The sequence below is a fragment of the Chitinophaga agrisoli genome (assembly GCF_008386695.1).
Taxonomy (GTDB): Bacteria; Bacteroidota; Bacteroidia; order Chitinophagales; family Chitinophagaceae; genus Chitinophaga; species Chitinophaga agrisoli.
In genome coordinates this window covers 1-634 of record NZ_VUOC01000111.1, presented here as the reverse complement: position 1 = coordinate 634, position 634 = coordinate 1, and the positions used below count along the sequence as shown (strand labels likewise).

The 634-nt window shown below is 53.5% G+C and carries 1 protein-coding gene; it reads left to right on the top strand.

Features of this window, described 5'->3' with window-relative positions; translation table 11 throughout:
* Positions 1-598: alpha/beta hydrolase family protein (locus F0L74_RS34705; protein WP_149842241.1), on the top strand; the 598-nt coding region annotated here is incomplete at its 5' end.
* Positions 599-634: the final 36 nt, after the last annotated feature.

Sequence of the window (634 nt, the reverse complement as noted above, 5' to 3'; positions counted from 1 at the left end):
CATCGTTGTTGACTGGCATAGTCTTGCCAATTCAAACTACAATACTGCCGCCGCTGGCGTCCCGGATGTCGGTCGCGCCCTCGGCAACTTTTTGGTTTGGCTCATCAACAATGCTGGAGGCAATTGGAACCAAGTGCATCTTATTGGCTTCAGTTTAGGTGCTCACGTCGTTGGTAATGCCGGACGCCAAGCCGGTGGTCGCCCCGCACGCGTTACTGGTTTGGACCCCGCCGGACCACAGTGGGGAGGAAACTCTAACGCACTCAACCGCAATGCTGGTCATTACGTCGAATGCATCCACACGGACGGCCGTGCTCTTGGTATTTTCAACCCCAGCGGTGATGCCGACTTCTACCCGAATGGCGGCAGGAACCCCCAACCCGGATGCCGGATCAACACCTGCTCACACGGTCGCGCCACTGAATTAATGGCATCCAGTGTTCGTACTAACCACTTGGTTGGAAGACGCTGTGGTAACATCTGGGAAGCCGAGCTTTCTAACTGCAATGGCGGAACTTTGCATATGGGCAATGGAAACTTTGGGAAGCGCGGATCCGGCCTCTACGGTTTGAGAACTCGCAACGCCTGGCCTTTCTAAATGAAATGAGACAAACATATTTATATTATACTTCCT